22 protein-coding genes are annotated in these 23,235 nt (G+C 73.7%); 16 read left to right on the top strand and 6 right to left on the bottom strand.

Translation table 11 applies throughout. The annotated features are described in order from the left end of the window. Window positions 1-6 precede the first annotated feature (6 nt). Window positions 7-1,503, bottom strand: coding sequence for an SNIPE associated domain-containing protein (locus EV188_RS00420; RefSeq protein ID WP_208113924.1), 1,497 nt, complete (start codon window positions 1,501-1,503; stop codon window positions 7-9). A 591-nt stretch (window positions 1,504-2,094) separates the two neighbouring features. Between EV188_RS00420 and EV188_RS00415 the strand changes: the two genes are divergently transcribed. The 3 genes from EV188_RS00415 (at window position 2,095) to EV188_RS00405 (ending at window position 5,862) form a co-directional block, all read left to right on the top strand. Continuing rightward, entirely contained in the window at window positions 2,095-2,742 is a 648-nt protein-coding gene (locus EV188_RS00415; protein ID WP_133824291.1) for a hypothetical protein, read from the top strand. 257 nt (window positions 2,743-2,999) lie between these two features. Then, window positions 3,000-5,339 carry an Hsp70 family protein gene (locus EV188_RS32350; RefSeq protein WP_243741379.1) on the top strand — a complete coding sequence of 780 codons (2,340 nt, stop codon included), beginning with the start codon at window positions 3,000-3,002 and terminating at the stop codon, window positions 5,337-5,339. A gap of 31 nt (window positions 5,340-5,370) precedes the next feature. Continuing rightward, window positions 5,371-5,862, top strand: a complete 492-nt coding sequence (locus EV188_RS00405; protein WP_133824290.1) for a protein-tyrosine phosphatase family protein — start codon at window positions 5,371-5,373, stop codon at window positions 5,860-5,862. On the opposite strand, the gene EV188_RS00400 is transcribed toward EV188_RS00405, so the two are convergent. Beyond that, window positions 5,831-6,694: a PhzF family phenazine biosynthesis protein gene (locus EV188_RS00400; protein ID WP_133824289.1), complete on the bottom strand. Its 864-nt coding sequence runs from the start codon at window positions 6,692-6,694 to the stop codon at window positions 5,831-5,833. The two genes, EV188_RS00405 and EV188_RS00400, sit on opposite strands and share 32 nt — an antisense overlap. A gap of 257 nt (window positions 6,695-6,951) precedes the next feature. Here EV188_RS00400 and EV188_RS00395 point away from each other — a divergent pair, with 257 nt between their 5' ends. The 6 genes from EV188_RS00395 (at window position 6,952) to EV188_RS00370 (ending at window position 9,801) form a co-directional block, all read left to right on the top strand. Beyond that, on the top strand, window positions 6,952-7,230 hold the full coding sequence (locus EV188_RS00395) for a hypothetical protein (protein ID WP_133824288.1): 279 nt from the start codon (window positions 6,952-6,954) through the stop codon (window positions 7,228-7,230). 77 nt (window positions 7,231-7,307) lie between these two features. Beyond that, the gene (locus tag EV188_RS00390; RefSeq protein ID WP_133824287.1) at window positions 7,308-7,805 is read left to right on the top strand and encodes a type 2 periplasmic-binding domain-containing protein; all 498 of its coding nucleotides are present in this window, start codon (window positions 7,308-7,310) and stop codon (window positions 7,803-7,805) included. After that, the gene (locus tag EV188_RS32095) at window positions 7,802-7,993 is read left to right on the top strand and encodes a hypothetical protein (protein ID WP_133824286.1); all 192 of its coding nucleotides are present in this window, start codon (window positions 7,802-7,804) and stop codon (window positions 7,991-7,993) included. Before EV188_RS00390 ends, EV188_RS32095 begins: the two co-directional genes overlap by 4 nt. Window positions 7,994-8,102: 109 nt before the next feature. Continuing rightward, complete coding sequence (locus EV188_RS00380; RefSeq protein ID WP_133824285.1) at window positions 8,103-8,282, top strand: hypothetical protein; 180 nt, start codon at window positions 8,103-8,105, stop codon at window positions 8,280-8,282. A 74-nt stretch (window positions 8,283-8,356) separates the two neighbouring features. Further along, window positions 8,357-8,938: an RNA polymerase sigma factor gene (locus EV188_RS00375; RefSeq protein ID WP_243741377.1), complete on the top strand. Its 582-nt coding sequence runs from the start codon at window positions 8,357-8,359 to the stop codon at window positions 8,936-8,938. Further along, window positions 8,935-9,801: a hypothetical protein gene (locus EV188_RS00370; RefSeq protein ID WP_133824284.1), complete on the top strand. Its 867-nt coding sequence runs from the start codon at window positions 8,935-8,937 to the stop codon at window positions 9,799-9,801. The genes EV188_RS00375 and EV188_RS00370 overlap by 4 nt, the downstream gene beginning before the upstream one ends. Window positions 9,802-9,808: 7 nt before the next feature. Here the strand turns inward: EV188_RS00370 and EV188_RS00365 are convergent, their stop codons facing one another. The 3 genes from EV188_RS00365 to EV188_RS00355 are packed head-to-tail and all read right to left on the bottom strand — an operon-like array spanning window position 9,809 to window position 12,883. Beyond that, on the bottom strand, window positions 9,809-10,585 hold the full coding sequence (locus tag EV188_RS00365; protein ID WP_133824283.1) for a FadR/GntR family transcriptional regulator: 777 nt from the start codon (window positions 10,583-10,585) through the stop codon (window positions 9,809-9,811). A 35-nt stretch (window positions 10,586-10,620) separates the two neighbouring features. After that, complete coding sequence (locus EV188_RS00360; RefSeq protein WP_133824282.1) at window positions 10,621-11,400, bottom strand: SDR family NAD(P)-dependent oxidoreductase; 780 nt, start codon at window positions 11,398-11,400, stop codon at window positions 10,621-10,623. 19 nt (window positions 11,401-11,419) lie between these two features. Beyond that, a complete protein-coding gene (locus EV188_RS00355) occupies window positions 11,420-12,883 on the bottom strand; it encodes an aldehyde dehydrogenase family protein (RefSeq protein WP_133824281.1) in 1,464 nt (487 codons plus the stop codon). A gap of 234 nt (window positions 12,884-13,117) precedes the next feature. Between EV188_RS00355 and EV188_RS00350 the strand changes: the two genes are divergently transcribed. The 7 genes from EV188_RS00350 (at window position 13,118) to EV188_RS00320 (ending at window position 22,702) form a co-directional block, all read left to right on the top strand. Beyond that, a complete protein-coding gene (locus tag EV188_RS00350; protein ID WP_133824280.1) occupies window positions 13,118-13,792 on the top strand; it encodes a GntR family transcriptional regulator in 675 nt (224 codons plus the stop codon). Between the two features lie 7 nt (window positions 13,793-13,799). Next, window positions 13,800-15,914 (top strand): hydantoinase/oxoprolinase family protein, encoded by a 2,115-nt coding sequence (locus EV188_RS00345; protein WP_133824279.1) that lies wholly within the window; start codon window positions 13,800-13,802, stop codon window positions 15,912-15,914. A gap of 19 nt (window positions 15,915-15,933) precedes the next feature. Further along, the gene (locus EV188_RS00340; protein WP_133824278.1) at window positions 15,934-18,114 is read left to right on the top strand and encodes a hydantoinase B/oxoprolinase family protein; all 2,181 of its coding nucleotides are present in this window, start codon (window positions 15,934-15,936) and stop codon (window positions 18,112-18,114) included. Then, window positions 18,114-19,232, top strand: a complete 1,119-nt coding sequence (locus tag EV188_RS00335; RefSeq protein ID WP_133824277.1) for a 3-isopropylmalate dehydrogenase — start codon at window positions 18,114-18,116, stop codon at window positions 19,230-19,232. The genes EV188_RS00340 and EV188_RS00335 overlap by 1 nt, the downstream gene beginning before the upstream one ends. A 167-nt stretch (window positions 19,233-19,399) precedes the next feature. After that, window positions 19,400-20,452, top strand: a complete 1,053-nt coding sequence (locus tag EV188_RS00330; RefSeq protein ID WP_243741376.1) for a thiamine pyrophosphate-dependent enzyme — start codon at window positions 19,400-19,402, stop codon at window positions 20,450-20,452. 10 nt (window positions 20,453-20,462) lie between these two features. After that, window positions 20,463-21,440 (top strand): alpha-ketoacid dehydrogenase subunit beta, encoded by a 978-nt coding sequence (locus tag EV188_RS00325; protein WP_133824276.1) that lies wholly within the window; start codon window positions 20,463-20,465, stop codon window positions 21,438-21,440. Between the two features lie 14 nt (window positions 21,441-21,454). Next, window positions 21,455-22,702 (top strand): dihydrolipoamide acetyltransferase family protein, encoded by a 1,248-nt coding sequence (locus tag EV188_RS00320; protein ID WP_133824275.1) that lies wholly within the window; start codon window positions 21,455-21,457, stop codon window positions 22,700-22,702. Here the strand turns inward: EV188_RS00320 and EV188_RS00315 are convergent. After that, window positions 22,688-23,188, bottom strand: coding sequence for an Lrp/AsnC family transcriptional regulator (locus EV188_RS00315; RefSeq protein WP_133824274.1), 501 nt, complete (start codon window positions 23,186-23,188; stop codon window positions 22,688-22,690). The genes EV188_RS00320 and EV188_RS00315 overlap by 15 nt on opposite strands. Window positions 23,189-23,235 lie beyond the last annotated feature (47 nt).

Raw genomic sequence — 23,235 nt, 5'->3', positions numbered from 1 at the left:
GGCGGTTCAAGCAGCTGCGCTCGGGGTCGCGACTCTGCCGGTGAGGCGCGAGCTCTGCCGGTACTCCAGCGCCTCGGCGTCCTCCTCGAAGGTCAGGATGTCGCCGGCGAGGCTGAGGAGTTGCTCCCGGACCTCGGTCGGCGTGGCGTAGAAGAACTCGCGGCGCTGGTTGACCTGGTTCACCCGCCGCGCGGCGAAGTGGGCGTGCAGGCGGCTCTCGATCCCGACAGCGTCCTTGGAGAACTGCAGGGCGTGGACGTCGAACCGGAACGGGACCGACGCGTCCCCGAGCTCGCGCACTCGGTCCATCGGGTCGAGGCGGCGGGTCATGCCGATCTTCACGACGTCCGGGCCGAAGGCTCCGATGTTGCTGATGACGTAGACGTAGCCGGCGCGGATGTTGGCCGCCCGGTAGTCGACGTCTTCGATGGCGGCGTCGATCTCGGCGAGCTCGGCGCGCAGACGCTCGATGGCTTCCGTATCCCCTGAGTCGCCGAGCTTGCTCAGGGCGTTGAGATAGTGCTGGCGCTCCTTTTCGAGGCGCGACCGCTCGCGTTCGATCTCCTCCTGCGCCCTGCGTTCCTCGCGGAGCCGGGCCTTCTCCTCCCGCTCGAGCTCCTTCTCGCGTGCGACCTTCTCCAGGTAGTCCGCGGTGAGGGTGAGCTCCTGCAGCCGCAGTGCGTGGTACTGGGGAGTGACGCGGATGTGCACCGTCTTCCCGAGCTTCTCGATGGTCGCGACGACTTTGTTCAGCCGGTCGCACGCTGACTGGAGCTTGTAGGGCTTCAGCCCCCGAACAAGGTTGTCCGCTTCCGCGTTGTAGGCGCGCAGCATGAGCTTGGAGGTCTCACGCACCATCGCTCGGCCCTGGGCGGCCGACCCGTTTACCGTCCAGTCCGTGGCGCCGGTGACAGCGCCTCCGTCCTTCAGGTTCATGGCCTTCATCAGGTCCCGCACCTTGGCGAGCTCGGTCTTGTAGGCCAGCGCGTCGTCGAGGGGGTGGTGGTACTGGTAGACCCCCACCTCCTGAAGCAGGGCTGCCTCCCGGGTCTCGACGACCGACTGCTTCGCTTCTTGCAACTCCGCCGTGACCGTGGCCAGTTCTGCTCGGAGGGAATCGAGCTCGTCCTTGGCTCGGCGCTGCTGTGCCTCAGACTCCTGTAGTGCGCGGTCGGCCTGCTCCCGCAGCTCGACCACAGTCAAAGCACCGAGCCGGCTGAGCTCGTCTCGCAGGAAAGCATTCTCCCGCTGCGCCTCGCTCAGCGTTGAGGCCAGCTCACGAGCGTGCTTCCGCGCGCCGAACAGCGGGACCGCCGACTGCGAATCGAGCTTCGGCGATACAGCCGGCGTCGGCAGCTTCGAGCTCGCCGGTTCGTCGGCCGGCGGCGTGGACGAGGCGTGCGTCGCTGCCGACGGAGTGACTCGCGACTGCTGGACGGGCGCATGCCCTTCTGCTGACGGGTCCTGTCGGGCAGGGACCAAGGGCTCCTCGACCCAGAACACCCACCCGTGAGGAGCAGGACCCCACGACGGATCGGGCTGCCAGCCCGACGGTGGCACCCACCCGCTGGGAGGAGCCGGCCAGTTCGGCGGAACCCTGAACACCTGCGGCACCAACAGCCCCCTGACACCTCGATGACCACGCGTCTGCCACGACCGAAGCCAGCCGGCTCGAGCAGAGCCCTCGCCACGAAGATCGCCAACGACTTCCGAGACGTGACGGTCCGACCGGGTGACCCCGTCCGCAACGGTCGAACGGCCCCGGCGCAGACCGGAGGATGAAGCTGGGTCGGGGCCGCGAGAATCCGCCGCGGCGCCCCTCACTACCATCGCCACGGAGCCACGATTCCGCGCCCGAGATCAGACTTCTGTCATTCCGGGGCGAGGATGCGTGGGCAACTCCGCACCTCACCCGCAGGTGAGTGAATTGTGCCCGGGCCGGTAGCACACCCTTACTCCGCAGTCATGGTCCCGCATTTCCGGACCCGCGGACGATATTCCTGGGCCCGACCCCCGGCGACGCGATCGACGACAGCAACGTGTCCGGGGGCGGTGCGAGCGCACGGCGCGACCACCTCACACCAGGAGAGAACCATGACCAGCACGCAGTCCTCCGGCGGCCACTACTCCGGCGGCCACTATCCCGGCGGCCAGGGCGACCCCGCCTGGGGACCACCCTCACCGCCGACCGGCTATCCCCCGCCGTCCCCTCCGCCGCCTCCGCACCGGCGCAGCGCGCTCCGCGTCGTCGGCATCATCGCCGCGGTCCTGGTCGGTGTCCCCGTCCTCTTCTTCGTGATCGCGCTGGTGGTCGCGCTCGTCCGCGGCCCGTCGGTCGCTCCCGCCACGGGCCCGGGGTCGACCGGTTCGCCCGGTCCGGGGCCCGTCACGTTGCTCCAGCTCAAGAACGGCGACTGCTTCAACTCCGCACCGATCCCCGCCGACGGGTCGACCGTCGGCGTCGACGAGGTCTCTCCCGTCTCGTGCTCGAGCCCGCACACCCGCCAGGTCGTGAACACCCTCGCCTACCCGAACCTGACATGGGAGGGCGGCGCCGAGGCGCAGTCCGGTGAGCAGTGCACGAACTCCTTCCGGACCGATCTCCGCAACGACGTCCGGAACGACGATCGCTACATGCCCGCACGGATGCACGGTGTCGTGACCTCGCTGGGCAAGAACTCCGTCTACGTGGCCTGCGTCATCGCGACGGAAGCTCCCACGACGGGGTCGGCACTGAACTGAGGCCGCGGATCAGATCGAGGAGCTCGAACAGCAACTCGTTCTCCGTGTCGACGAAGCGACCAGCTCGCTACGCTTGTCGGGTTCGAATGGCCGAGAACGGTGCGATCCACGTCGACGCTCCGTGAGAGTTCGACCACGACTTGTGTAGCGGACAGGAGAACGCCGGGGAGGAGTTCGGCGCACGTCCGAATCATCTGAGGGTCCGAGCACGTCGCGCGCGGCTACAGAACTCGCGAGAGAGGCGAGGGGGAAGACCGGTGGGATACGGGCTCGGTGTCGACCTCGGCACCACGTTCACCGCCGCTGCGGTCGAGCGCCACGGGCGCGTCGAGATGGTGACGCTCGGCGACCGGTCGGCGGCGGTGCCGTCGGTGGTCCTCGTCCGCGACGACGGCACGATCCTCACCGGCGACGCCGCCGATCGCCGCGCGGTGACGGAGCCCGACCGCGTCGCCCGCGAGGTGAAGCGACGCCTCGGTGACCCGATGCCCCTGGTGCTCGGTGGGAGCCCGTACGCAGCGGCGCACCTGATGGGTCGGCAGCTGCGCGACGTGGTGACGCTGGTGAGCGAGCGCGAGGGCGGCGCCCCGGACGTGGTGACCCTCACCCACCCCGCGAACTGGGGTCCGTACAAGAGGGAGCTGTTCAGCCAGATCCCGAGGACGGCCGGCCTCGGTCGGGTCCGGATGCTCTCCGAGCCGGAGGGGGCGGCCGCGCACTACGCCGCCAACGAGCGGCTCGAGGAGGGCGCGCTCGTCGCCGTCTACGACCTCGGCGGCGGGACGTTCGACGCCACGGTCCTGCGCACGGTCGGCAAGGGCTTCGAGATCCTCGGGACGCCCGAGGGTCTCGAAGGGCTCGGCGGGGTCGACTTCGACGAGGCCGTGTTCGACCACGTCGACCGCAGTCTCGGTGGTCCGCTCTCGACCCTCGACCCGTCGGACCCGCACGACACCAGCGCCGTCATCCGCCTGCGCCAGGACTGCGCGCGGGCCAAGGAGGCCCTCTCGGCCGACACCGAGACCACGATCCCGGTGATGCTGCCGAGGCTGCAGACCGAGGTGCGCCTCACGCGCGGCGAGGTCGAGGAGATGATCCGGCCCTCGATCAGCGCGACCATCGAGGCGCTGAACCGGGCGCTGCTCTCGGCGGGCGTCGCGCCCGACCACCTGAGCACCGTGCTGCTCGTCGGCGGCTCGTCACGCATCCCCTTGGTCTCGCAGATGGTCTCCGCGGAGCTCGGCCGCCCCACCGCGGTCGACGCCCACCCCAAGCACGCGATCGTGCTCGGCGCCGCGGCGATGTCCGGCCGCGGCCACGTCGACGACCGCGGCCTGTTCACCGGGCCACGCAGCGGAGCCGCGCCGCTGACGACGACCATGAACCAACCCGGCACCGGCCCGAGCGTCGGTGGACCCCCGACGGGGCCACACGGCGCACTGCGCCCACCGACGGGCCCCGTCCCGACCGGTCGGACCGCCGCCCGCCCGATGGTCCCGCCGATGCCGCCGGCCGGGCTGGGCCCGCCCCCGGCACTCGCCGCCCCGGGCACTCCGGCCGCAGGAACCCCCGCCTCGGCCCCGCGCGGGTCGGGCTCGACGAACGGCCCCCGGGCGGTCTCCGCAGGCCCCGGCCGCACGGTCACGATGTCAGGGCGCTGGCTGATCGCGGCGGCCGCGGTCGTGCTGGCGCTCGTCGTGGCCGGGCTCGCGGTCGTGGTGCTGGTGGCGGGGCCGCCGGCGGCGGCGAGCGAGACGACCCTCGAGCCGGTGAACACCGCCCAGGCCAATCCGTTCCTGCCGCAGGCCGGCGGCACCGACACTCCCGGCGTCGCCTCGCCCGACGCGGCAGCCGGCCCGGTGGGGGGCCACACCCCGGGTCTGTTCGGCGGCAGCGGGAGCAACACGTGTCAGCGCGACGGGATCGCGGACTTCCTCGCCGGCCACCCCGATGTCGGCGCGGCGTGGGCCCAGGCCGAGGGGATCGAACCGAGCCAGATCGGTGACTTCCTGGCGCACCTGAGTCCGGTGGTCCTTCGCGCGGACACCGCGGTGACCAACCACGGGTACGCCGACGGGCACCTCACCAGCCGTGCCGCGATCCTCCAGAGCGGCACCGCGGTCCTGGTCGACGGGTACGGCACCCCACGGGTCAAGTGCTACTGCGGCAACCCGCTGTCCGAACCTCCGCGCGACCTCTCGATGCGGTTCATCGGAACGGCGTGGCCGACCTTCGTGCAGAGCAATGTCGTGGTCGTGCGGCCCGCGCCCGTGCTCCTCGACGACCTCACCGTCGTCGACGTGGCCACCAACGATGTCTACGTGATCGACGCGCCGCCGTGGCGGTACGGATACGCGTCCGCGGCGGGCCCGGGGACGGGCTCGGTGACCTCGAGCCCCGACACGACGACCACGACCACGACTCCGACCAGCACCGCCACCACCACGACGACCACCACGACCACCACCGCCACGACGGACCCCGCCACCACGACGGCTCCCACCCGGACGACGACCAGCGCCTCGCCGGCGGGCACGGCGACGAGGCCCGCGAGGCCGTCGGGCGGGACACCGGGATCCTCTCCGACGCCAGGCTGACCACCACACACCGTCCGGCACAGTGGACGGCATGGCGGCCCGAGACGAGACCGACGACTGGCGGGGAACCGTCGTCCTCCCCGGGGGCACCGTCGTCCGGGGTCGGGGGGTGCAGAACCCGCTGCCCGGCGGACGCGCCCCGGAGTTCGGGCTCTACCTCGGTGTCGACTACGAGCCCGCGTGGCCGCACCGGAGGCTCGACTGGCCGGACTTCGGCCTGCCGATCGACCCCCTCGACGCCGCCCGCGGGATCGAGCAGCTCCACCGGGACGCCCGCGCGGGGCGGCGGGTCGAGGCGGCGTGCCGCGCCGGGAAGGGGAGGACCGGCACCGTCATCGCGTGCCTCGCGATCCTCGACGGCCTGCCGCCGGACCACGCCGTGAACTGGACGCGACGCCACTTCCACCACCGCGCGGTGCAGACCCCGTGGCAGCGACGGTGGGTCCGGCACTTCCCCGAGCTCGTCGAGGACCCAGGTGCGCCGGCGCGGATCACCGGCCGTCGAGCTCGAGGTCGCCGCTGATCACGGTGACGGTGGTGCCGCCGACCCAGAGCTCGTCACCGAGGCGGTCGACGTGCACGCGTCCGTCGCGCCCGAGGCAGCTGCCCTGGGTACCGACGTAGTGCGCCGGCAGGCGTCCGGAGAACACGAGCCAGCGGGCGAGGGCGGCGTGCAGGCTGCCGGTGACCGGGTCCTCGCGGACCACGTCGGCGTCACCGATGAAGGCGCGGACCTCGACCGAGGAGGGATGCCCGGCGGGGTAGGTCGCGGCGACGCCCACCGATCGGAAGCCGGCCAGCAACCGGGGCGCGAGGCGGAGCACCGTCGCGGGCTCGCGCAGCAGCAGCCCGACCCACCCCGGTCCGTTGTCGATCCATCGTGCCTCCACCGCGGCCGGGTCGAGGCCGAGCGCGTCGAGCAACGGGGCGAGCTGATCGGCGTCGACCGGTCCCTCGCGGATCAGGGGCGGTGCCGCGAACGCCAGCCGACCGTCATCGTCACGCAGCCGCACCAGCCCGATCCCGCACTCCTGGACGAGCCCCTCGACGGGGCCTGGACCGCGGCGGGCCTGCAACCAGGCGTGCGCCGACCCGAGCGTCGGGTGCCCGGCGAAGGGCAGCTCCCGATCGGGGGTGAAGATGCGCAGCCGGTAGTCGGCCCGCGGGTCGGTGGCGGGGAGCAGGAACGTCGTCTCGCTGAGGTCGGTCCACCGCGCGACGGCCGCCATGGTGTCCTCGTCGAGGTCGTCGGCGTCGTGCACGACCGCGACGGGGTTGCCGGTGAGGGACCCGGCTCCGAAGACGTCGACGTAGTCGACGTGGTGACTGTTCGTCCTGCGCCGGCCGGGAGCCATCGGTCGCCACCTCCTCGCGTCGACGGTCATCGTGCGGCATCCCGTCGTCGCCGGTCACGCCCCGACGGGTCCGGATGCCGCGGCGAGGGCGGCGTCGGCTGCTCCACGTGCACCACCGCCGCCCGGCAACACGCCCCACTTCCGCGCTCCGGTTAACGGTGGCGAGCGGCGTGGCGATCCGAACCAGCAATCACCTCGAGACCAGCGGGTGACGCCCACGGGCCACCCCCGGCTCACCGCTGTCACGAGGAGTCCCCGTGCACGACGTCCCTGCGACGGACCCCGAAGGCCTGCCGGTCGAGGCCCGCACGACGCGACCGGCAGCGCTCGGTGACCACCTGGTGTGGCACCAGGAAATGATCTGTCCCGGCGAGCGGTGCCGTGGACGGGTCCGGGCGTTCCCGCCCGGGGCACTCGTCGACGACGGACGGCGGGAACGTCGCCACTGCCCGGAATGTGGCACGGGCGTCGTGGCGCCCGCCTTCTACCTCGACGGGACGCAGGCGCGGCGCCGACCGGACACCCGGCACCCGTGAACCCCGACCGGGGTGTAACACGAGGAGCGGCGCCGTCGCTGAGGCGCCGTGACCGAACAACGGCGGGAGCCCGGGCGATGACGCGGGCATTGCCGGACCGCAGGACCGGCCCCCGGGACGGCGTCGGCCGGGGACCCTCCGCGGACACCGCGCGCGCACTCCGGCGCGTCGAGCCCGGCCGGCGTCGGGAGCTCGTCCAGTTCCTCGCGCGTCTCGGCGATGCGTTCGCGGCCGGGGACCTGACCGCGATCGCGGCGTGCCACGTCCCCCCGCTGCTGTACGTCACCGAGTGGGGCTCCGCCGTCTTCACGTCCACCCGGGAGGTCGCCGAGGGGTTCCGCCAGGTCGTCGACGACCACCGGCGTCGTGGACTGGTGTCGCCGACCTCCGTGGTCGAGACGGTGTCCACTCCGGCGGCCCGGATCGTCGAGATCGGGGTCCGCTGGACCTTCCACGACGCGGAGGGGCGGGCCCTGCTCCACGACCGGTACCGCTATCTGCTGCGACGGGTCGACGGCGAAGGCCTGCTGATCAACGCGGTGATCGTGCTCGGCGGCCGGTCGGTGGCGCCGTGAGCAGCGAGACACCGATCTATGACGCCACCTGCCGGGACGTGGGGTCGCCGGACGACACCGACGAGTCCGCGGCGGTCGGTGAACGGTCCGCTCGGCCGACCGAGCCCCTGGCGACCGCCGACGACGACGCGGTGACCTCGGACCTCCGGCTCGGCGGTGCTCCGGCGGGCGAGGCGGAGAGGTCCTGACCGGCTCGGGTGTAACGGCCTGCCGCGTGGTGTCGCTGGCTGGAGGTGGGCCCGCGCGCGACCCGTCGGGGGGTGCGCGGGCCGATCCGGCCGAGAGGGGTGTGCTGTCGTGGCGGTCCGGCGCACCCACGGGCCCGAGGTGCTGCTGCCCGGGCAGGAGCAGCGGCGTTCGCTGGGACGTCCTCGGGCCGGCCCGGGCGCGCGGCGCCAGGGCCCGTCCCGGGGCTCCGAGCCCGTCCGGCGCCGGCGCGGGGGGCGCCGGACGGGCGCGGCGGGTGCGGTGTCGTGACCGGCCCCGCGCACACCCCGCCGGCGGCCCTGCGACCCGACGACACCCGGCCCGTCGGATCACGGCCTGACCCGGTGCCCGACGACTCCGACGACCTCGAGGACGCCCTGCGCAGGGCGATGAGCGGCGACTCGGCGGGGTTCGTGGTGCTCTACCGCGAGCTCCAGCCGCGCCTGTTCCGCTACGCCCGCGCGCTGGTCGGGCAGGACGCCGACGACGTCACCGGCGAGGCGTGGCTCCAGATCGCCCGCGACCTCCCGACGTTCTTCGGTGACCTCGACGGCTTCCGCGGGTGGGCCGCGAGCATCACGCGCCACCGCGCGCTGGACCTCATCAAGTCGCGCACCCGGCGCCCCGCCGACCCCCGGGGCCTGCAGGTGGTGCCGGACCTCGCCGACCTCACCGCCGGCGGCGACACCGCCGAGGCGGCGATCGCGGCCCTGTCCACCGCGCAGGCGGTCGAGATCATCGCCTCGTTGCCGCGGGACCAGGCTGAGGCCGTGCTCCTGCGCGCGGTCGTCGGCCTCAGCGCCGAGGCGGCGGGCACCGTGCTCGGCAAGCGGGCCGGCGCCGTGCGTGTCGCGGCCCACCGCGGTCTGAAGACCCTCGCCCGCCGGTTCGACCGGAGCCCGAGCGCGCCGGAGGACTCCCCATGAGCGTGCGTCGACGGCCGTCCCGGGCCCAGGCGGAGGACCTGCTCGACGGCGGGGGCAGCGGACCGCTCCGCGACCTGCTCGCGGCCGCCTCCGGACCGGCGCACCGCGAGGAGGTCGTCGGTGAGGACGCCGCGACCCGCGCGTTCGTGGCGGCCCACGGTGCCGCGGTGACGCTCGGCTCGGTGGCCCCTCCGGCCGACGGTGCCGCCACCCGGCGAGCCCGGTGGCGGACGCCGACCGGGCTGGCCTCCGCGCTCGCCCTCGCCCTGGCCGGCGCGGGCGTCGCCGTCGGCACCGTCGCGGTGGCGCTCCACGACGGGGCCCCGACCGCACCCCCCGCGTCGTCGGTCACCGCTCCGCCGCCGGCAGGGGCCGGAGGCCCCGGGTACCTCCCCGACCCGGTCCGCGTCGCGACCTGTCGAGCCTGGGGAGCCGCCGCCCCCACCCGCGACACCGACCCGGCGTTCGCCGCGCTCGTCGCCGCGGCCGGCGGCGCCGGGAACGTCGACCGCTTCTGCGCGGCGGCCTCCTCCCCCGGCGTCGAGCCGACGAGTGCGCCGACCGCCGGTCCGACGGCACCGGCGTCGAGCACGACGAGGACCTCTCCCGGGGCCCAGGACGCCCCTCGCTCCGGCAGCGCGCCGGACGCCGACACCGCGTCACCGTCCCGGGCACCCGGCGCGTCCCGGGACGACGGCAGCAACGGCACCGGCGGCAACGGCCGCGCCGTGGGCCCGCCGACCGCGCCTCCCGGGCAGGCCGGACGCAACGGCCGCGCCGAAGGCCGGTCCGTCGGGCCCCCGGCCGTCCCGCCCGGTCAGGACCGGGCGAACGGCCGCTCCCCCTCGCGCGGCGCGGGCTAGACGGGCGTCAGGGGTCGACGCGACCGCCGCACTCGCTGACGAGGGCGGCCATGATCTCCCGGTCCTCGTCGCCGACGTGGTCGGCGTAGTACTGGTACAGGCTCTCGCGCGCCAGGCGCGACGCGGCCCGCCCGTCGCCGGCGCTGATCGCGTCGAACACCGCGGTGTGGTGACGGATGGAGCGCAGCTTGTGCGCCTCCTGGTCGTCGGCGTCGAGGATCGTCTGCTGGATCAGCTCGAGGACCGCCTCCCGCACGGCCTCGCCGTAGAGACGCACGAGCTCGTGGCCCGCGGCGTCGGCGAGGATCTCGTGGAACTCCAGGTCGGCGCGCCCGAACTCCGCGTACGAGTGGTGGAGCAGTCCGCGCATCCGCGCCATGTTGCGCTCGAGGGCGACGAGGTGCTCGGGGGTCCGGCGCAGCGCGGCCATGAGGTTGGTCGACGCGTCGATGACCATCCGCAGCTGCACGAGCTGGGGCAGCGAGATGGTCCGGCTCGAGGTCAGCAGGCCCAGCGACCGCCGGATCGGCGCGGAGGTGATCGGCAGGACGAGGGGCCCGCGCGGATCCCGCGGGGCCGAGCGCACGAGCTCGAGGCTCTCGAGGACGCGCAGGGCCTCCCGGACCGACGACCGGGCGATGCCGTAGCGGTCGACGAGCTCCCGCTCGCTGGGCAGCCGGTCGCCCGGACGCAGCTCGCCGGACGCGATGCGCGCCTCGACGTCGTCGACGACGCGGCGGTACGCGCGGTGCTCGGCGGTCGCCGTCCTGCCCGTGTCCGTCATCAGCGCCCCTCCCCGCACGCCACGGTAGCGACGGGTCAGGCCGGCGGGGTGAAGCGGCCGTCGACGGCGGTCCACCCGCCGTCCACGCTCAGGGTGGAGCCGGTGACGTAGCTCGAGGCGTCGGACGCGAGGTACACCACGGCGCCGGCGAGCTCGGACGGCAGCGACCACCGCCCCAGCGCGCCCTTGGTGGCGTAGGCGCGGTACCAGTCCGGATCCGCCTTGATCTGCGCGGTCAGCGGGGTCTCCACCACGCCGGGCGCGACGGCGTTGACGCGCACGCCGGCCTCGCCGAACTCGACCGCGGCGGTGCGCACGAGCGATTCCAGCCCCGCCTTGGTCGCCGCGTAGACGCCCTGGCCCGGCTCCACGGTCCGGGCGCGGATCGAGGAGAACGCGATGATGCTGCCCGACCCGCGGGCGACCATGCGGGCCCCGACCGCGCGCAGCACGTTGAAGGTCCCGCGCAGGTTCAGCCCGACGACCCGGTCGAACTCCTCGGGGCTGTAGTCGAGCAGCCGCTTGCGCACGTTCATCGCGGCGGTGAGGACGGCGACGTCGAGGTCGCCCACCTCGCCGAGGTGGCGCTCGAGGCCGCCGGCGTCGGTGATGTCGAGCTCGACCGCGCCGGCCAGGCCTCCCTCGCCGGCGATGGCGTCCGCGGTGGCCTTCGCGGTGTCCGGGTCGCGGTCGGCGCAGACGACCTCGGCGCCCTGGGCGGCGAGGGCGAGCCCCGCCTCGCGGCCGATCCCGCCGGCGCCGAGCAGCAGCGCCCGGCGGCCCCGGAGGTCGAACAGCTTCTGGTAGTCGGTCACGCGACGCTCCTGGTCCGGGTCACTGGGGGCGGATGACGGCCATGCGTGTCACCGTCAGTTCCTCGATGGCGAAACGGGGGCCCTCGCGCCCGACACCGGAGTCCTTGACCCCGCCGTAGGGCATGATGTCCGACCGGAATCCGGGCACCTCGTTGACGATCACGCCGCCGACCTCGAGCTCCTCGATCGCCCGGAACGCGCTCGCCAGCGAGCGGGTGAACACGCTCGCGTGCAGCCCGTAGCGGGACCGGTTGGCGGTCTGCAGGGCGGTCTCCAGGTCGGGCACCGAGTTCACGGCCACCACCGGGGCGAAGATCTCCTCGCACCAGGCCTGCCGGTCCTCGGGCACGTCGAGCAGGATCGTCGGCTCGAGGGAGCGCTCGACGACGCGCCCGCCGTGCACGATCTTCGCGCCGGCCTGCTCGGCCTCCTCGATCCAGTCGACGACCCGGCGCGTGGACGCCTCGTTGATCAGCGGGGCGATGCGCGTGGCGGGGTCGCGCGGGTCCCCGGTGGTCAGCTCGCCGATCCGGGCGGTCAGCGCGCCCAGGAACTCCTCGCGCACCGGCTCGCACACGATGACGCGCTGCACGGCGATGCAGGCCTGGCCGTTGAAGTAGAACCCGCCCCGCAGCACCGCGTCGACGGCGCGGTCGAGGTCGGCGTCCGCGTCGACGATCAGCGCGGCGTTCGAGCCGAGCTCGAGCAGCGTCTTGCGCGGGGCCGCGTCCCGGGCGATCTGGTGGCCCACGGCGGCCGACCCGGTGAACGACACCGCGGCCACCTCCGGCGCGGTGACCAGGACCTTGCCGACCTCGGCGTCACCGGTGACGACCTGGACCATCGCCGGCGGCGCCCCGTGGGACACCGCGACGCGCCGCACGATGTCGGCGAGCCACAGGGTGGCGAGCGGTGTGGCCGGGGCCGGCTTGCAGATGACCGGGCAGCCCGCCGCGATCGACGGCGCGATCTTGTGCGAGGCGAGCAGCACCGGCCCGTTGAACCCCGCGATGCCGACGACGAGCCCGATCGGCCGCCGCGTCCAGTAGCCGATCATGCCCTCGCCGGAGGCCTGCAGGTCGAGCGGGACGGTCTCCCCGTGCAGGTGCGCGATCTCCTCGGCGGCCGCGGTCCAGGTGAACAGCGTGCGGGAGAACTCGACGGCGCAGTCGGCACGGGTCTTGCCGGTCTCGGCGATGAGGAGCTCGACGAAGGCGTCGGTGTGCGCCGCGAGCTCGCGCTCGACGTCGAGCAGGATCGCCCGCCGCGTCGCCGAGCTCAGGGCGCCGACCTCGCGGCGCACCGCGGCCCCGGCGGCGACCGCGTCGCGGGCGAGCTCGACGGTGCCCACGGGTGCCTGGGTGACGGTCGAGCCGTCGAAGGGGAACACGACGGGCGCGCTCGCGACGTCGGCCCGCCAGCCCCCGCCGATCGGCAGACCGGCGGGGAGGTCGGGCAGCGCGAAGCCCGGGCTCGAGCTCATGGACGGCTCCTCGAGACGACGGTGTCGGGCCGCCGATCTGGTCAGACCAGCAGCGACTCCGCGCAGGATGCAGGGCGCACTCGTCGCAAGTCAAGAGCGGCCGTCGGACCGCTCCGACAGCAGGAAGCCGCCCGTCAAGGGCACCTGACCAGCGGAAACATCCTCGGTGCTTGACTATCGTCCGCGTCACAGTCCAGTCTCCCGCTGCTGTATCCAGTACCGGAGGAGGCGGGCGTGCAGCTGGTCGACGAGCTCGCCGCGGTCCTCCGTGAGCGCATCTACAGCGGTCGCTACCCCGGCGGGGCGCGCCTGCCGCAGGAGAACCTGGCCGCGGAGCTCGGGGTGAGCCGGACGCCGCTGCGCGAGGCCCTCCGGGTCCTCGAGCAGGAAGGACTGATCCGGGTCGCGCCCGGTCAGGGCGCCCGCGTGGTCACCGGGGACGTCGCGACGTTGCTGCAGGCCTACGAGCTGCGGGCCGTGGTCGACGGGCTCGCGGCCCGGCTGGCCGCGCGGCTACGCCCCAGCCCGGCGCGCTGCCGCGACCTGCGGCGCGTCATCGCGACACAGCGCGCGGCGCTCGAGCCGTGGTCGCCGCGGGCCTACACCGGCGCCAACGTCGACTTCCACGAGCAGATCCTCTACCTCAGCGGCAACGAGTTCCTGGTCGGCCAGGCCCCGCTGCTGCGCATGACCGCGCAGGTCTTCGCCCCCGTCGCGCTCGTCGATCCCGCGCGGGCACAGCGGGCGATCGCCGAGCACGAGGGCATCGCCTCCGCGATCGAGGACGGCGCCGAGGACGACGCCGAGCGCCTGGCCCGCGCCCATGTCCAGACCACGATCGACGAGCTCCGCGCCGAGCACGACGCGGACTCCCCCGACGTCCCCGGCCTCCGGTCCACGAAGGAGTGACCCAGCCATGCCCACCTACTACGTCGCCTCGGACATCGGGGGCACGTTCACCGACACGGTCGTCATCGACCAGGACGGCAACGTCGGGCGGTACAAGTCCTCGACGGTGCCCGACAACCCCGCCGAGGGCGTGCTGGACACCCTGGTCGACGCCGCGCAGGAGCGGGGGGTCGACCTGGAGGAGCTGCTCGGGCAGGTCGAGGTGTTCGCCCACGGCACGACGATCGCCACCAACGCGATGCTCGAGGGCCGGGCCCGCCGCGTCGGGCTCATCCAGACCCGGGGCTTCGGCGACACCCTGACGATCATGCGGGGCTTCAAGAGCATCGGGCTCGACGAGGAGGACATCAAGCGCTTCCGGACCCTGGTCAAGCAGCCGACGGCGGTACCGCGCGCGATGACCGAGGAGGTCACCGAGCGCGTCGACTACGCCGGCCGCGTCGTCTGCCCGCTCGACGAGGACGACGTCCGGCGCGCCGTGCGGGCCCTGCGCGATCGCGGCGCCGAGGTGATCGCCGTGGCCCTGCTCTGGTCGTTCGCGAACGACGAGCACGAGCGCCGGGTCGCCGAGATCGTCGCGGAGGAGGCGCCCGAGCTCGGGGTGACGCTCTCGAGCGAGTTCCTCCCCCGCATCGGCGAGTACGAGCGCACTCTCACCACCGCGGTCAACGCGAGCCTGCGCCCGGTGCTCAAGACCTCGCTCGACAGCTTCGAGAACACCCTGACCAGGGCCGGGCTGCGCAGCGGGCCGCTGCTGATGCAGTCCAACGGCGGGCTCGCGACCTTCTCCGAGGTCGAGAAGCGGGCCGCGGCCACGGTCATGTCCGGGCCGGTGGGAGGGGTCATCGCCTCCCAGTTCCTGGGCACGCGCTCGGGGCACCGCAACGTCGTCACCACCGACATGGGCGGCACGAGCTTCGACGTCGGACTGGTCCTCGACGGCCTCCCGGTCATGTCGAACACCACCCTGATCGGACGCGACGAGCTCGCCCTGCCGTCGGTGGCGGTGCGGGCGATCGGCGCCGGCGCCGGGTCGATCGCCTCGGTGCGCAACGGCGTGCTCCAGGTCGGGCCGGAGAGCGCGGGCGCCCGTCCGGGCCCGGCCTGCTACGGCCGCGGCGGCGAGCGGCCGACGGTCGCCGACGCCGACCTCGTGCTGGGCTACCTCAACCCCGAGAACTTCCTCGGCGGGCGGCTCACCCTCGACGTCGAGCGCGCCCGGACGGCGATCGAGACGCACGTCGCGCGGCCCGCGGGGCTCTCGGTCGAGGCGGCCGCGGAGGGCATCAAGACGATCGTCGACTCGCGCATGGCCGACCTCGTCCGCCAGGTGACCGTCGAGCAGGGCTACGACCCCACCGACTTCGCCGTCTTCGCCTACGGCGGGGCGGGCCCCCTGCACGCGTTCTCCTACGGCGCCGAGCTGGGCTGCCCGCAGATCATCGTGCCGATCACGGCCTCGGTGCACTCGGCGTTCGGGATCGGCTGCTCCGACCTGACGATGGTCGAGGAGATCTCGCAGCCGATGCAGACCCCGCCCGGCACCACCGACCACGCCGGGGCGCTCCCGCCGGAGACCCTGGACGCCACCTTCGACGAGCTCGCGGCCCGCGCCACCCGCGACCTCGTGGCCGCCGGCGCCGACAAGGACTCGATCTCCCTCGTCCGTTCCGTCGAGATCCGGTTCCGCGCCCAGATCCACGTCCTGACCGTCACCCTCGACACCGGCGCGGGCGCGCTCACCGCCGCCGACGTGAACGGGATGGTCGAGCGGTTCGTCGAGCAGTACGAGGGCCGCTTCGGCAAGGGCGCGGCGTTCCTCGAGGGCGGCGTGGAGATCACGACGTTCCGTGTCGTCGCGACCAGCCCGGTGCCGCGCGCGGAGCTCACCGCGGTCGCCGACCACAGCGCGGTCGCCGGCGGATCCGCCGCCACCCGCCCAGTCTTCAGCGGCGGGACGTGGCGCGACGCCACCGTCCTGCGCGGCGACCAGCTCCACGACGGCATGACCATCGACGGCCTCGCGATCGTCGAGCTCGCCGACACCACGGTCGTCATCGGCCCGGACCAGGACGCCGTCGTCGACGGCGCCGGCGACCTCGTCATCCAGACCCGCGCCTGAGCATCCCGGAGGACACGAGATGAGCACCCCCACCGCCGGCGTCGACCCCGTCACCTACGAGGTCATCCGCCACAAGCTCTGGTCGATCAACTCCGAGGGCGCCACGACCGTCGAGCACGTCTCGGGCTCGCCGGTCGTCCACGCCACGGACTACAACTTCGGCATCTACACCGCCGCCGGCGAGATGGCGATCATCGGCGTCTACCTGCTGACCCCGCTCTACACGGGCGCGATGGCCGTCCAGGAGTTCCTCGCCCGCTACGACGACATCGAGCCCGGCGACGTCTTCATCATCAACGACCCGTACCTCGCGGCCATGCACCAGAACGACGTGCAGTTCTGCAGCCCCGTGTTCCGGGACGGCGAGATCGTGGCGTGGCTCGGGTGCATGGCCCACCAGGTCGACCTCGGCGGGATGGACCCGGGCAGCTGGTGCACCACGGCGACCGACGTGTTCCAGGAGGGCATCCGCATCCCGCCGGGCCGCATCGTGCGCCAGGGCAGGGTCAACCAGGAGCTCTGGGACACGATCGTCCTCAACTCCCGCATGCACGACACCGTCGCCAACGACTTCCGCGCCTTCCTCGCCGGCCTGCGGGTGGCGCAGCAGCGCTTCGACGAGCTCTGCGACCGCTACGGCACCGACGCCGTGCGCGCCACGATGGAGAAGACGCTCGACAACTCCGAGGCCGACCTGCGCGCGATGCTGCGCGAGCTGCCCGACGGCACCTTCGAGCACACCTCCTACCTCGACCGCCCGGACGGCTCCGGGCGCGAGGGGCACGCGGGGATCGAGCTGCTCGAGGTCCCGTGCGTCATGCGGAAGGCGGGCGACCAACTGACCTTCGACTTCTCCGGCGCCAGCCCGCAGAGCCCCGCGTACGGCATGACGACGCGAGGCGGGCTGCTCGGCGCGGTGGCGACGCTGATGCTCTGCACGTTCGGCGGGGAGATCCCGTGGAACCACGGGATCATGCGCCCGGTCGAGGTCGTCGCGCCCGACGGGCTGTGCGTCACGGCGGTCGAGCCGATGCCCGTGTCCGGCGGCGCGGCCGGGGCGAACTGGACCGCCACCTGTTCCGCGGGCGGGGCGATCGCCAAGATGCTGAGCTTCTCGGAGCGCTACGAGGGCTTCGCCTTCGGCCCGAGCGACGGCTCCTGGCAGCTCTCCCAGTTCGGCGGCGTCGACCAGCACGGGGAGCCGTTCGCCTCCATGTACATGGACTCGCTGCTCTGGGGCGGGCCCGCGTTCTCCTTCCGCGACGGGGTCGACTCCGGCGGCGCCATGGTCATCCTCGGCGGCGGCGCCACCGACGTCGAACAGCAGGAGATGCGCCACCCGCTGCTCTACCTGTGGCGGCGTCAGGTCCCCGACTCCGGGGGCGCCGGCACCCACCGCGGCGGCAACGGCGTCCAGTTCGCGCTGACCCCCATCGACACCGAGGAGGTCACCGGCGTCCTGGGCACCCACGGCGTCGCCCTGCCCAACCGCACCGGGCTCTTCGGCGGCCTGCCCGGCTCGTGCGCCCGCTTCGAGCGCGTCATCGGCTCCGGGGTCCTCGATCGCCTCGGCGCCGGCCGCCCGGTCGGCGACCTCACCGAGCTCGACGGGGACCACGGCGTCCTGCCGGGCGTCTCGCCGGCGGCGCGGATCGCCCACGGCGACGTCTTCGAGTGCACCGTGCAGAACGGGGGCGGGTACGGCGATCCCCTGCTGCGCGACCCGGAGAAGGTCGCGGTCGACGTGGCGGCGCGCGCGGTGAGCGCCGACGCCGCGCACCGCCTCTACGGCGTGGTCGTCGGCGCGGACGGCACCGTCGACACCCCTGCGACCGAGGCCCGGCGCGACGAGATCCGTGCCGACCGCCGCGCGCGGATGACCGCGCCGGCAGGCGGCGGGTCGCCCACCGTGACCGGGGATCCCGGCGGCCGCTGGGGCACGGCCCTGCTGATCTGGGACGACGGCGGGCGGTCGGTCGCGGGCTGCGCGCACTGCCGCACCCCGCTCGGCGACCTCGAGGGCGGCTGGGAGGCCCTGGCCGGGACCCTCACCCTCGGACCCGACGACCTCGGTGGCGGCGTCGACGTCCACGAGGCCCTCGACGCGGTCGCGTACGTGTGCCCGCACTGCGTGACCACGCTGTGGGTGGACACGGAGCCGTCGTCCGGCAAGGCCTGGCGCGACTTCGCGCTGACCTGATGCGGACCCACGATCTCGCCGTCGTCGGCGGGGACGGCATCGGGCCCGACGTGACCGCCGAGGCGCTGCGCAGCGTCCACGCCGCGGCGGGGCACTTCGGCTTCCGCGTCACGACGACCGCGTACGACCTCGGCGCCGAGCGGTGGCTGCGCGACGGCGTCGCGCTCGACGAGACGAGCACCGAGAAGCTGCGCGGCCACGACGCGATCCTCCTGGGCGCGGTCGGGGATCCCCGGGTGCCGCCCGGCGTCCTCGAGCGCGGCCTCGTCGTCGCGCTGCGGGTCGCCCTGCGCCACGCCGTGAACGTCCGCCCGGTGCGGCTCTACCCCGGGGTGGAGAGCCCCGTCCGCGGCCTCAGCCCGGAGCGGTGCGACCTCGTGATCATCCGGGAGAACACCGAGGGGCTCTACGCCGGCGGCGGGTCGACCGTGCACCAGGGCACCGACCACGCGACCGCGGTCCAGAACTCGATCAACACCGTGGCCGCGACCCGGGCCTGCGTCGGCTACGCCTTCCGGCTCGCCCGGGCCCGACGACGGCGCCTGACGCTCTGCCACAAGACCAACATCCTCGTCGAGGCGGGGAAGCTCTGGACGGGCGTCGTCGAGGAGATCGGGAACGACTTCCCCGACGTCGCGCACGACTACGTCCACGCCGACGCCATGTGCCAGCACCTGCCCCTGACCCCCGAGCGCTTCGACGTCGTCGTCACCGACAACCTCTTCGGCGACATCATCAGCGACCTCGGGGCCACGATCCAGGGCGGGCTCGGGCTCGCCGCCAGCGGCAACATCGACCCGACCGGCGCGAACCCGGGCATGTTCGAGCCCGTGCACGGCTCCGCGCCCGACATCGCGGGGAGCGGGCGCGCCAACCCCGCGGCCGCCGTCCTCTCCGCCGCCCTGTGCCTGGCCCACCTCGGCGAGCACGCCGCGGCCCTGGCTCTCGAGGCGGCCGCCGCGTCGGTGCTCGGGGAGCTCCGGGACCGCCCCGACTCCACCACCGGCATCGGCACCCGCATCGCCGAGCGCGTCCGCGAGGTGGATCTCACCGCGCTCGGCGACCCGGCGGCGTCCCTGATGACGGCGATGAGCGCACGATCGGGCATCCGAGAGTAGATCGACAGGACATTCGATCGACCAATACCGCGTCGCTCTGGACAATCGTTCACCGCCCGGGCGATGATGGCAGCACCAGCACGAGACACCGGCGACCTCGGAGCCCCGCGGCGACCCCGCGACCGACACGGCCGCCCCTCACCACCACCCCCGGTAGAGGAGTCACGGTGACACCCCTGCAGTTGCTCACCCCCGACGGCGAGCTGGCCGACGACCCGGCCGCCGCGACCGTCGACGGAGATCTGTGCCGCGGTCTCTACCGCGACATGGTCCTGGCACGTCGTCTGGACGCCGAGGCCTACCACCTCCAGCGCCAGGGCGAGCTGGGGCTCTGGTTGCAGTCGTGGGGCCAGGAGGCGGCCCAGGTCGGGTCGATCCGCGCCCTGCGCGACACGGACTGGGTCTTCCCCTCCTATCGCGACCACGCGGCCGCGATGTGCCGGGGCATCGGTCCCGAGGAGCTGCTCGCGCAGTGGCGCGGCGTCCGTCAGGGCGGCTGGGACCCGGCGCGGTACCGCTTCCACATCTACACCCTCGTGCTCGCCGCCCAGCTCCCGCACGCGGTCGGCTACGCGATGGGCGCCCGGCTCGACGGCACCGACGAGGTCGTCATGACCTACTTCGGCGACGGGTCGAGCAGCGAGGGCGAGGCCAACGAGGCGTTCAACTGGGCCGTGACGCGCTGCGCCCCGGTGCTGTTCTTCTGCCAGAACAACCAGTGGGCGATCTCGACGCCGACCACCGCGCAGTTCGGCGCGCCGCTGCACCAGCGGGCGGCGGGCTTCGGCCTGGCCACCCAGCTCGTCGACGGCAACGACGTCCTCGCCGTCCACGCGGCCACGGCCCGCGCGCTCGACGGGGTGCGGTCCGGCGAGGGCCCTGCGCTGATCGAGGCGGTCACCTACCGGATGGCCGGGCACTCCACCTCGGACGACCCGCGGCGCTACCGCAGCGACGCCGAGCTCGACCACTGGCGCGCCCTCGACCCGGTCGACCGGCTGCGGCGGCTGCTCGACGACCGGGGGTGGGCCGACGAGGAGTTCACCGGCGGGCTGGAAGCGGAGGCCGAGGAGCTCGCCGCCGAGGTCCGCCGGGTGTGTCGCGCCCTGCCCGACCCGGAGCCCGACGCGATGTTCGAGCACGTGCTCGCCCGCGAGACCGCGTCCCTGGCCGGCGAGCGCGCGGCGTACGCCGCGTACTCGGCGTCGTTCGTCGACTGAGGAGGCCGCCGTGCTCACCCTCTCGCAAGCGATCAACCGCGCCCTGCGCCACGGGCTGGAGTCCGACCCCGGCGTGATGGTCATGGGCCAGGACGTCGGCCTGTCCGGAGGGGTGTTCCGGGTGACCGACGGCCTGCAGAAGGACTTCGGCGCCGACCGGGTCATCGACACCCCGCTGGCGGAGGCGGGCATCGTCGGCACCGCGATCGGGCTCGCCATGCGCGGCTACCGCCCCGTGTGCGAGATCCAGTTCGACGGATTCGTCTACCCGGCGTTCAACCAGATCACCTCGCAGCTGGCGAAGCTGCACGCCCGCTCCGGGGGCCGCATCACCGTCCCGGTCGTCATCCGGGTCCCGGTCTCCGGCGGCATCGGCGCGGTCGAGCACCACTCCGAGTCCAACGAGGCCTACTTCGCCCACACCGCCGGCCTGCGGGTGATGGCCCCGGCCACCCCGCAGGACGCCCACTGGATGCTGCGGCAGGCCATCGCGGGCGACGACCCGGTGATCTTCTTCGAGCCCAAGTGCCGCTACTGGTCGAAGGGCGAGGTCGCCGAGAACCCCGACGATCCGCTGGTGCTGCCCGCCGACGCCGCCCGCACCGTCCGCGACGGCACCGACCTGACGCTCCTGACCTGGGGCTCGATGGTCGAGACCTGTCTCTCCGCCGCCGGGGCGGCCGCCGAGGAGGACCGCTCGCTCGAGGTGATCGACCTGCGCTCACTCTCCCCCGTCGACACCGACACCCTCGTCGCCTCCGTGCGCCGGACCGGGCGTGCCGTCGTGGTCCACGAGGCCCCCACGTTCGGCGGGCTCGGTGGCGAGATCGCGGCCGTGCTCGGCGAGCGCTGCTTCACGAAGCTCGAAGCCCCGGTGACCCGCGTCGGCGGGTTCAACGTCCCCTACCCCGCGGCCCGGCTCGAGGAGCACTACCGCCCCGACCTCGACCGCGTCCTCGACGCGGTCGACCGCACCCTCGACTTCTGACGGCCGGAGGCACCGTGAGCAGCGAGACCTTCAGGCTCCCCGACGTGGGAGAAGGCCTGACCGAGGCCGAGATCCTGGCCTGGCACGTCGCGGTCGGCGACGAGGTCGCCGTCAACCAGGTGATCGTCGAGGTCGAGACCGCCAAGGCCGCCGTGGAGCTGCCGTGCCCGTTCGACGGCACCGTCGCCGAACTGCTCGTCGCGGAGGGCGAGACGGTCGCCGTCGGCTCGCCGATCATCGCCGTCACGACGGGGGCGGACGAGCCGCCGCCCGTCACCTCCGAGGACGGGGGCGAGAGCGAGAGCAGCGGCAGCGTCCTCGTCGGCTACGGCACCAGCGCCACGGCGACCCGGCGCCGCCGTCGTCACCCGGCGACGCCGGAGCCGGTGACCGCGAGCCCCGGCGCGGCGCGGCCCCCGGCCACGCCCCCGGTCCGCATGCTGGCCAAGGAGCTCGGCGTCGACCTCGCCGACGTCGCCTTCGAGGGCGACCGCATCCGGCGCGAGGACGTGCGCCGGCACGTCGACGCCCCCACCGACCCGCCCGCGGCCGACAGGACGGGCGACGAGCGCCGCGTGCCGATCAAGGGAGTGCGGAAGGCGACGGCGGCGGCGATGACCGCCAGCGCGTTCACCGCGCCGCACGTCACGGAGTTCGTCACCGTGGACGTGACCGCGATGACGGAGACCGTCGAGACACTGCGCGCCCACCGCGCGTTCGCCGACGTGCGGGTGACGCCGTTGCTGCTGGTCGCCCGGGCGCTGCTGTCCGCCGCGCGCCACTTCCCGGACATCAACGCGCGCTGGGACGAGGAGAACCAGGAGATCGTGTACCCGCACGCGGTCAACCTCGGCATCGCGGCGGCGACCCCGCGCGGGCTGCTCGTGCCGAACATCAAGGACGCCCCCGGGCTGACCCTGGTCGACCTCGCCCGCGCGCTCGCCGAGCTGACCACCACCGCCCGCGCGGGGAGGATCACCCCGGAGCAGATGGCCGGCGGCACGATCACGATCACGAACGTCGGGGTGTTCGGGGTCGACGCGGCCACCCCGATCCTCAACCCGGGCGAGGCGGCGATCCTCTGCTTCGGGGCGGTCCGTCGTCGGCCCTGGGAGTACCGGGGCGAGATCGCGCTGCGCGACGTCACCCAGCTGTCGCTGTCCTTCGACCACCGTCTGGTCGACGGCGAGCTCGGCTCCCGCGTCCTCGCGCGCGTCGCCGCGGTGCTCGCCGACCCGGCCGGCGAGCTACTCCTCGACTGACCCGTCGGCCGCCGCCGCGGGATCGACGGCGACCCGCTGACGCCGGTCGAGGATGATCATGGTCTCGCTGTGCTGGAAGTCCGCGACCGACCAGACGGCGCCGAGCAGCACCTCGCGCAGGTGGTGCTGGTCGCGCACGAGCATCGTCAGCACGAGGTCCCAGCGACCCGTCACCAGCTGGATCGCCTGGACCTCCTCGATGCCCCACAGCAGGTCGATGGTGTTCTCCACCGGGCTGCCCTGGCGCAGCTCGATCGCCACGAGCACCTCGAGCCCGAAGCCGAGCGCCGACGGGTCGACGTCGAGGCTGAACCCGCGGATCACCCCGTGCTCCTGCAGGCGCTCGAGGCGCTCGCCGACGGCCCCGGGCGACATGCCGATCGCGCGGGAGAGCTTGCGCGTCGACGCGCGGGGGTCCGCGCCGAGCAGGGCGAGCAGCTTCCGGTCCACGTCGTCGACGCGGCGCGCGCCGTCACGCTCGGCCATCAGCGACCCCCTCCCGACCGGACGCAGCGTAGCCGCGGGGCGGCGGG

The organism is Actinomycetospora succinea (assembly GCF_004363095.1).
GTDB lineage: Bacteria > Actinomycetota > Actinomycetes > Mycobacteriales > Pseudonocardiaceae > Actinomycetospora > Actinomycetospora succinea.
The sequence above is the reverse complement of the archived record's forward strand: the minus strand, read 5'-3'. Positions and strand labels throughout refer to the sequence as shown.